The 9,036-nt window shown below is 69.7% G+C and carries 7 protein-coding genes; all 7 read left to right on the forward strand.

The genetic code is table 11. The features are described 5' to 3' along the window. Positions 1-80 precede the first annotated feature (80 nt). The 7 genes from SK069_RS18820 to SK069_RS18850 all read left to right on the forward strand — a co-directional run bounded on the left by SK069_RS18820 (position 81) and on the right by SK069_RS18850 (position 8,924). Positions 81-1,400 (forward strand): MlaD family protein, encoded by a 1,320-nt coding sequence (locus tag SK069_RS18820; protein WP_319955805.1) that lies wholly within the window; start codon positions 81-83, stop codon positions 1,398-1,400. Further along, positions 1,397-2,743, forward strand: coding sequence for an MlaD family protein (locus SK069_RS18825; protein WP_319955806.1), 1,347 nt, complete (start codon positions 1,397-1,399; stop codon positions 2,741-2,743). The genes SK069_RS18820 and SK069_RS18825 overlap by 4 nt, the downstream gene beginning before the upstream one ends. Beyond that, positions 2,740-4,116: an MlaD family protein gene (locus tag SK069_RS18830; protein ID WP_319955807.1), complete on the forward strand. Its 1,377-nt coding sequence runs from the start codon at positions 2,740-2,742 to the stop codon at positions 4,114-4,116. Before SK069_RS18825 ends, SK069_RS18830 begins: the two co-directional genes overlap by 4 nt. Then, complete coding sequence (locus SK069_RS18835) at positions 4,113-5,690, forward strand: MlaD family protein (protein ID WP_319955808.1); 1,578 nt, start codon at positions 4,113-4,115, stop codon at positions 5,688-5,690. The genes SK069_RS18830 and SK069_RS18835 overlap by 4 nt, the downstream gene beginning before the upstream one ends. Further along, on the forward strand, positions 5,687-6,958 hold the full coding sequence (locus SK069_RS18840) for an MlaD family protein (protein ID WP_319955809.1): 1,272 nt from the start codon (positions 5,687-5,689) through the stop codon (positions 6,956-6,958). Before SK069_RS18835 ends, SK069_RS18840 begins: the two co-directional genes overlap by 4 nt. Further along, a complete protein-coding gene (locus SK069_RS18845; protein ID WP_319955810.1) occupies positions 6,955-8,391 on the forward strand; it encodes an MlaD family protein in 1,437 nt (478 codons plus the stop codon). The genes SK069_RS18840 and SK069_RS18845 overlap by 4 nt, the downstream gene beginning before the upstream one ends. A gap of 200 nt (positions 8,392-8,591) precedes the next feature. Then, entirely contained in the window at positions 8,592-8,924 is a 333-nt protein-coding gene (locus tag SK069_RS18850; RefSeq protein ID WP_319955811.1) for a hypothetical protein, read from the forward strand. The last annotated feature ends 112 nt before the right edge of the window (positions 8,925-9,036 follow it).

Raw genomic sequence — 9,036 nt, forward strand, 5'->3', positions numbered from 1 at the left:
AGCCTGCGGCGCCCGGTCCCGAGCTCGTGACGAGTGCAGGTGCGGTACTCCGCGCTCCGATCGCGCGGCTGGGCCTCGCGGTGCTCGTGATCGCGGTCGTCGTCGTGGTGCTGGTGACGTCCAAGGGGTCGGGGGAGTATCGGGTGGTGATGGTGGTGCCTGATGCGGGGCAGATGGTGTCGGGCAACCTCGTCAAGGTCGGTGGTGCGTCGATCGGGACGGTGTCGAAGGTGCAGTTGGCCGATGACGGTCAGGCGGAGATCGTGCTGAAGATCACCGACGATGCGTACAAGCCGTTGCATCAGGGGACGCAGGCGATCATTCGCAACAGCTCGTTGTCGAGCATCGCCAACCGCTTTGTGTCGTTGGAGGTCGGGCCGCAGAGCGCGGCGACGATCGCCGACGGTGGCCGGATCGAGGCGCAGGACACGCGCGCGGCGACGGACATCGATCAGGTCCTGACGCTGTTTGCGGCGCAGGGGCAGCGGGGTCTGCAGACGTTGATCCGTGGGGGCGCGAAGGCGTTCTCGGGGCTCGGTCCGCAGACGCGCGAGTTGATCTCGACGCTCAGTCCGGCGTTGGCGCAGACGGCCAAGACCGTCGAGCAGGTCAGCTCCGACGATGCGGATCTCGAGCGGTTCGTCGTCAAGGGGTCCGCGCTGGCGTCGGTGTTCGCGGCACAGCGTGGTGATCTCGAGCAGGGGCTCGTCGCGACGGCCGGCACCGTCCGGGCGGCGTCGGCGGAGCGCCGCGCGCTGAGCGACGCGCTGCGGCGGACCCCGGAAACCTTGCGGCAGGCAAGGACCACGCTGGCGGACGCGCGAGGGCTATTGCAGGACACAGGCCCGGTCGTGCGTGACGCGCGGCCCGTCGCTTCGCGGCTGGCCAGGACGCTGCGGCTGGTGCGGCCGTTCGCCGCGGAGACCCGTCCGTTGCTGAGCGACGTCAAGGGCACGTTGCCGGTCCTGAACGAGAGCCTGCGGCGCCTGCCGCCGTTGGAGCGCTCCGCCGATCCGGCGTTGCGCGACACGGCCCGGGCGTTGCGCTCCGCGGACGGAATCGTCGATGAGGCGCTGCCGTACGTGCCCGATGTGGTGTCCGGCCTGTTGACGTCGTTCGGTGGCAGGGCTTCCGGTCTCTACGACGCCAACGGCCACTCCACCCGCGTAGCGCTGCAGTTCAGCAGCCAGACGCTGCCGCCGATCCTGCGTGGGCTGAGCGGCCCGCTGGACGCACTGGCACCACTTCTGGGTTCGGGATTCTCGACGTTTGCGACCAAGCACTCCAACCGCTGCCCCGGCGGGACCGGCGGCATCGCCCAAGACGGCTCCGCGCCATGGGCGATCGGGTTTGCCGGGACCTGTAACCCCACCCACACCGCCCCCGGAGCACACCCATGAAAGCGCCCATGCGGTTCGCCCCGATCCTCACAACTCTCGTCGTCGCGGGCACGCTCGCCGGCTGCGGCGGAGGGTCGGAGGGCGCGGCCGGCCAGGTGCGCATCGACGCGCTGTTCGACAACGCCTCATTCGTCAACAGCGGCCAAGAGGTCCGCATCGCCGGTGCCCGCGTCGGCACCGTTCAAGGGGTCAAGTTGACGAGCGACCGCAGGGCCCGGGTCAAGATGTCGATCGACTCGAAGTTCGCGCCGTTTCGCACCGATGCGGAGTGCTCGATCCTGCCGCAGTCGCTGATCGGCGAGAAGTTCGTCGAATGCGACGGCGGCACGAACACCGCGCCGGTGCTCGCCGCCGACGGTGACGACGTTCCGACGGTGCCGCTGAAGAACAACCACAGCCCCGTCGACCTCGACCTGGTCGTCGCGATGCTCGGCGAGCCTACCAACGTGCGTCTTCAGCTGCTGTTCAACGAGCTCGGGATTACGACGGCGACGCGTGGTGCGGACATCTCCGCGGCCATCCGCCGAGCGAACCCGGCGCTCCGCGCGATCCGGGACACCCTCGACGTCGTCTCCACCGACCGGGCTAGCCTCGGTCGCGTGGTCGACGCGGCCGACACCGTCTCCGCCGAACTGGACCGTCGCAAGAACGACCTGGCAGGAGTCTTTGACTCCGGTTCGCAGGTCCTGACGGCCACCTCCGACGAGCGGCAGGCCCTGGACCGTGCGCTAGCGACGCTCCCGTCGTCGCTCGCCGCTCTGCGCCCGGCGCTGACGGAGCTGCGATCGCTGGCCCGCGACGGCACCCCGACCGTCCGCGCCCTGCGAGTGGCGGCACCGCCGCTCCGCGCGCTGGCCGTCAACGTCAAGCCGCTGTCGAGCAGCGCACGTCCCACGCTCAGGACGCTTGCCTCCGCCGCACGGACCGGCATTCCGGTGATCAAGAGGACGGCGCCGCAGATGGCCCGACTGCGCCGCACGACCGCTGCGCTGGTCCCGAATGTGCCGCTGGCCGCGGACCTCGGCACGAGCCTGGTCGACAACGCGTTCCCGGAGAACTTCTTCGGCGGCTTCTTCTACAACGCCGCGCTGGCCACGTCCCGCTTCGACGACCTCTCCCACATCCTGCCCGCACACGTGAACCTCGGACCGTGCATGACGCCCGCCACCGCCGTGCAGAGCGGGTGCTCGGCCCGGTTCGCTGACGACGGCACGGGCAAAGACATCACCTCCCAGCAGCCCAACGCCGAACAGCTCGCCGACCTCAACGGCGAGCTGACCAGAATGCTCGGCCGGCCGGCCGGCGCGAAGACCAGCCCCGCCGACCGAAAGGCCGGGCGATGAACCGCCGTCGCTCCTCGATCGCCGCAAACCCGGTTCTCTTGGGCGCGGCGGCGATCCTCATCGGCGTCGTCGCGGTCGTGCTCTCGTACAACGCGAACAAGGGTCTGCCATTCATCACGACCTACGACCTCGAGATGAACGTCAAGAACGCGAAGAAGCTGACGACCGGCGTCGACGTCCGGATCGGCGGCAAGCGGGTCGGACAGGTCAACGGCATCGAAGCGGTCAAGGCCCGCGACGGACACGTCTTCGCTCGCCTGGCACTCAAGCTCGACCAGAACATCGCGGAGCTGCCGGTCGACACCACCGCGCGAATCCGCCCGCGAAGCGCCATCGGCGCCAAGTTCGTCGAGCTGACGCCGGGACGCTCCCCACAGAAGCTCGCGGCTGGCGGCACGATCCGTGAGGCGCGCACGAGCGCATCGGTGGACTTCGACGAGGTGACCGCGCTGTTTGATCGCGGCGTGCGCGACAGCGTCCGTGACGCCACCGCCCAGCTCTCCTACGGCTTCGCAGGACGCGGGGACGACCTCAACGCGACGCTGCAGGCCCTGCCCGACACGCTGCGCCGTGCGGACCCGGTGTTCTCGAACCTCGCCGATCCGCGCACGGGTCTCAGCGGGTTCATTCGCGGCCTGGACTCCACCCTGCAGGCCGTGAGGCCGGTGACCCCGCAGGTCGGGACCCTCATCACCGACGCCAACCGAACGCTGAGCGCCGTGGCGACCGTCGGCCCCCAGCTGGCGCAGACGATCGCCGATGCCCCCGGGACCCTGGTCGAGACCCATGCGTCCTCGCTCGCACTGCGCCCTGTCCTCCGCGACGCGGCCGCCCTCGCACGCGGACTGCGGCCCGGCGCCCAGGATATCCCCCGGACCGTGCGGGCCCTCAACGACGCCATCGACGTCGGCGTGCCGGTGCTCCGTCGCGCCCCCGTCCTCGGGACGCAGCTACGCACGACGTTCGGGTCGTTGGACCGGTTGGTCCGCAATCAGAGCCTGCCCGACACGCTGAACCTGCTGAAGCCGACCTCCGAGGCGCTGCTTCCGACACTGCGTACCTTCGTGCCCACTCAGACCCGCTGCAACTACGCCGGCCTGTTCGCGCGCAACGTTCCCAGTGTGATCAGCGAGGGCGACAAGTACGGCAACTGGTTCCACGTCATGCTCGACGTCGCGTTGCCACAGTTCCTGCGCGCGGGATCCCCGTCGCCGGACAGCAACTTCAACGTCTACAACACCGCCGAGCAGGGGCACTGCGAGGTCGGCAACGAACCGTTCCCCGCGGTCCGTCGCATTGGGAGGCCCACCGTGGACGCCCCGACCAACCCGCGGACGCCACGTCCCGCCAGCGAGCCTGAGGGCCCCCGATGATCCGCTCGCCGTTCCGTCGCCGCGCGCGCCGACGCCCCGTCCAGGCCACACGCGCCAACCACATGCTCTGGGGCGCCGGCACCCTCGGCGTCGCCTTCATCGCCTGCTATCTGATCTTCGGCTTTGCGATCCCGGGCACCAGCGCCCGTGAGCTGCGCCTCGTGACGCAGTACGGCGGGGCGGTCCGCCCCGGCACCGCCGCCCAGGTCCGCATCGCCGGCGTCAATGTCGGCAACATCACGTCGCTGAAGCCGCTAGAGGACCGGCCGGGCTTCGCGGTCATCACCGCGAAGCTCAACGACGACACCCCGACGATCCGCCGCGACGCAACGGTCAAGATCCGGCCGCGGCTCTTCCTGGAGGGCAACTTCTTCCTGGATGTCAACCCCGGGACGCCGGGCGCTCCACCGCTCGGAGACCAGCCGCTGCCGCCGTCGGCGACCACCAGCTATGTGGCCTTCGACGAGGTGCTCGGCACCTTCGACGCAGCAACCCGCAAAAACTTCACCGGCGCCACGACCGCCCTTGGCGACACCGTCGGACAGGGCGACGGCGCGACGGCCTTCCAGAACCTCGTCAAGGCGCTGCCGCCCGCCCTACGGACGACCGCCGTCGTGACCAAGGCGGCCCGCGGACTGCGGGACGGCGACCTGATCCGCACGATCCGCGAGGCCGGCGGGCTGTTCGGCACCCTGGACTCCGACGAGTCCGCCCTCCGGAGCGTCCTGGCGGACGGACGCCGGACCTTCACCGCGTTCGCCGACGAGTCCCAGAACCTTCGCGGCACGATCCGCGGCCTGGACGGGACCGTTGAGACCGCGGGCCGGTCGCTCGCCACGATCTCCCGGGCCGTGCCCGAGACCCGGGCCCTGGTCAACGATGCCCGCCCGCTGATTCGTCGTCTGCCACGAACGCTCGACGTCGCCAACCCGGCCCTCAGCTCCAGTGTGTCGATCGTGCGGTCCGACGGCATCCAGCGGCTGCTCGCCGACCTGCGCCCGACCCTCGCGACGCTGAACCGCACGACGGTCCCGCTCGCCCGGGCGCTCGACGACGCGGTTCCCGTCGCCCGATGCGTCGACAGGGTCATCCTGCCGACCCTGCGCAGCAAGATCCTCGACGGGGGGTTTACGACCGGCCAGCCGGTCTACCGCGAGCTGCTCTCCACGATCGTCGGCCTGAATAACAGCGTCTCGAATTTCGATGGCAACGGCTACTGGATCCGATACAGCGTCGGTCTGGGCAATCAGGCGCTGTCGATCGGCGCGGGATCCCGACAGACCGCCACCCTCGCGGAGCGCCCCACCCTCGGATCGGTCCCCGCCAGCCCACGGAAACGCCCGCCGCTGCGGCCGGACGTTCAGTGCGACACGCAGGGCGTCCCGTCGCTGGCCGCCCGTGTGCGGCCCAACACGGCCAAACAGCGCCAGGTCGACGTGACCCCCTCGGCGTTGACGAAGGCGACGTCGGCCGTGCTCGGCGGTCTGATCCAGAACGATGGGGCGCTCCCCGCGGCGACGAGATCCCGACTGGATCCGCTGCTGGGTGCCCCCGAGAAGAAGGCGAAGCGATGAAGGTCGTCACGATGGCGCTCCGCCAGTACTGGTGGGCGGTCGCCGTGATCATCGGCGCGATGCTCCTTGCGATCGGGGTCGCGGTGGTGTTGTTGATCAACCAGCGCTTCCCGCTGCCGTGGGTCGACACCTACACGGTCAAGGCGGAGTTCTCCTCCGCCCAGGCGGTCACGCCCGGACAGGGCCAGCAGGTGACCGTCGCCGGCGTCCAGGTCGGCGAGATCTCCACCGTGAACCTCCGCGACGGCAAGGCGGTGATCTCGCTGAGCATCAAGAAGAAGAAGCTCGCGGAGGTGCACCGCGACGCGACGCTGACGCTGCGGCCCCGCACCGGGTTGCAGGACATGACGATCGAGCTGAACCCCGGCCGCGCGTCGGCCCCCGTCGTGCCCGACGGTGGCACGCTGGATGCGACCCGCACTACCAGACAGGTGCAGTTCGACGAGGTCCTCGCGTCCCTGGACAGCGATACTCGCGCCTACGTGCAGCAGTTCCTGGCGGCCACCGACCGCGGACTGTCCAAGAACACCGCCCAGACGCGCCGCGTCCTGCGTCTGGGCACGCCGACCGCCAAGCAGGCCGACCGCGTCCTGCAGGTTCTCGCCGACCGCCGGCGCACCGTCAGCCGCGCGGTCTCGAGCCTGGGAAGCGTCGCCGAGCGGCTGCAGCAGCACAACGCATCGGTCGCGGCGACGGTCCGCCGCGCGGCCGACACCCTGAAGACGGTCGGAGGCCGCGACGCCGAGGTCCGCAGTTCCCTCCGGCAGCTCCCCGGCACGCTCTCGGACGTCGACAGCACCCTGACCGCGACCGCAAAGTTCTCGCGGGAGCTCAAGCCCGCAGCGGTCGCGCTTCGTCCCGCGGTCAAGGACGTCCGGGCGGCGCTGCCGGACCTCGACCCGCTCCTGCGTGCGATCCCGGCCGGTATCGAACCCGTGGCCCGGCTGGGGAAGGTCACGCGAAAGTCCACCGAGGACCTCCGCACCACGCTCAGGACCGTGAATCCGCAGTTGGCCAACGTCTCCCGGCTTTCGAAGTCGCTGCAGTGGACGACCAACGTCCTGGGCTACGAGCCCCCGGGTGACGAGCAGGGCAACCTGTTCTGGTTCTCGTGGTTCTGGCACAACGCCAACTCGGTGCTCGCCAACGAGGACGCCCACGGTGTCGCCTGGCGCGGTCAGGCGATCCTGAGCTGTACCTCGCTCACGGGTTTGGACATCCTCCGCCCGGTCGTCGATCTCCTCAACACCAGCCGGGTGTGCCAATGAACAAGCAGGGCGCGCGACCCGCGCAGATCGTGATGATGATCCTCTTCGCACTCTCGTGCTTCGGGCTGTTGCTGTTCCTCTGGACCGCGTTCGGCGGTCCCGTCCCGCTGAAGGCCAGGCAGTACGAGGTCCAGGCGTCGTTTTCCAGCGGTTCGCAGCTGGCGACCTACTCCGATGTGCGGATCAGCGGCGTCTCCGTCGGTAAGGTGGTCAAGATCGAGCGCGAGGGCGGGAACGCCCTGACGCGGATCAAGATCGATCCTGAGTTTGCGCCGCTGCCCCGGGACACCAGGGCGACGCTGCGCACCAAGACGCTCGTCGGCGAGACCTTCGTCCAACTGTCGTTCGGGAGCAGGCGCGGTCCGGCGATCCCCGAGGGTGGAACGATCGCCTCCAGCCGGATCCAGCCGCCCGTCGACATCGACCGGCTGTTCGACGTCTTCGACCCGACCACGCGCCGTGCGCTCAAGCGCGTCCTTCCGGCGGTCGCGTCCGCGACCCGCGATCGCGGCGCAGCGCTCAACAAGGCCTTCGGGAACCTGCAGCCCACCGTTGAGTCCACCGACGGGTTGCTGCGCATCCTGGACCGCCAGCGCCGGGCCGTTCGGACCGGCTTCCGTGACGCCGGCCTGACGTTCCAGAGCATCGGCAGGCAGGCCGGTGCCGTGCAGGTCCTCGCCCGCGAAGGCAGCGCTCTCTTCTCCAGTCTGCGCGCCAGCTCCGACGGGCTGCAGGAGACCATCCGAGCGTTGCCCCCGTTCTTGGACGACACCCGTTCCGCGTTGCGGGTCGCGCGCACCTTCGCCGGCGACGCCGGCCCGACCATCGCCGCTCTGCGTCCGGTCACCCCGCTGGTTCGGCCTGCGCTGCGCGACCTCAACGCCCTCGCCCCCGACCTCGCGTCGACGCTGCAGAAGGTCGACCCGGTGCTCGACCGCGTGCCCTCCGGCACCCGCGCGCTACGGTCCGTGTTGGACGCCGCCGGCCCGTTCGTGAACGCCGCCGAGCCGGTCACTGCGAACCTTCTGCCGACGGCCCGATACCTGCAGATGTACAAGAACGACCTCGCGGTCACCCTTGGCGCCACCGCCGCATCCACGCAGGCGAAGATCGTCGATCTCAATGGTGTCCCGCGGCACTACCTGCGCCTCATCACGCCGCTCAACGGCGAGCTGCTCGAGGGAGCGCCCAAGCGTCTGCCGACGAATCGCCACAACGCCTATCCGAAGCCCGGGACCCTCAACGACCTCGGGTCGCTGAAGTCGTTCGACTGCGCGCAGACCTCCAACCCCGGAGGGGTCCTCTCTGCGCTCGTCGACGGCAACCAGGCACCACCGTGCGTGAAGCAGGGACCGTTCGACATCGACGGCCGCATCACCGACTTTCCGCAGCTCCGGAAGGCCACGCCGCCTGCGTCCCGCGCGAAACGCTGAAGATCCTCCGCTCCCGCCCGGTGACCGCGCGAACACCGGACGCTACGTTTGACACGGTGTGAACGGATGGTATTGCTCGTCTGGGGTGCGACACCGTTCGGCTCGCATTCGCCAATCCCCCGCTCCATGTTTCACATCAGCCGCCAGCTCTACCTCGACCTCTGGAGTTGAAGGCCCCGGCTGCTCATAGGACTCGCCGGGTGATCCTGCGCGCCTGTGAGTCGGCGGTCCTGCGGATGCTCGCCGAGCCAGAGGTCGCACACCCGATAGGCGGGGTGCTGTTCGCCGACATCCGTCGGCACTTCGGCCTGCGAGAGCAAGCCGCCGTACGCGGCGCCATAGACGCACACCTGCGCCCCCTCGCCGACGATCTGCGCCGGTCGCCGGCGCACGCCAGGCAGCTGTTGCGCATCGAGCCCGAACGGGTGACCTGTGCTGCCACGAAATCCAACGGACAACCCTGCGCCCGCTGGCCGGTGCCCGGGCAGGAACGTTGCTCGGCCCACGGCCAGCGTGTCCAGCAACGTCGATGACCTGAGCCGGACCGGGTTGCGTGGAGGCCGTTCTACTTGGGTCAGTTGGGAACGGTAGGAGACTCGGCGGCGGCAGCGATCGGAGCGAGCGCGTAGCGCGAGCGAAGATCGC

This window comes from Patulibacter brassicae (genome assembly GCF_033949425.1).
GTDB lineage: Bacteria > Actinomycetota > Thermoleophilia > Solirubrobacterales > Solirubrobacteraceae > Patulibacter > Patulibacter brassicae.

Excerpts from the sequence above, each read along its gene's own strand:
- SK069_RS18825 (WP_319955806.1), top strand. The coding sequence starts at position 1,397 with ATGAAAGCGCCCATGCGGTTCGCCCCGATCCTCACAACTCTCGTCGTC.
- SK069_RS18830 (WP_319955807.1), top strand. The coding sequence starts at position 2,740 with ATGAACCGCCGTCGCTCCTCGATCGCCGCAAACCCGGTTCTCTTGGGC.
- SK069_RS18835 (WP_319955808.1), top strand. The coding sequence starts at position 4,113 with ATGATCCGCTCGCCGTTCCGTCGCCGCGCGCGCCGACGCCCCGTCCAG.
- SK069_RS18840 (WP_319955809.1), top strand. The coding sequence starts at position 5,687 with ATGAAGGTCGTCACGATGGCGCTCCGCCAGTACTGGTGGGCGGTCGCC.
- SK069_RS18845 (WP_319955810.1), top strand. The coding sequence starts at position 6,955 with ATGAACAAGCAGGGCGCGCGACCCGCGCAGATCGTGATGATGATCCTC.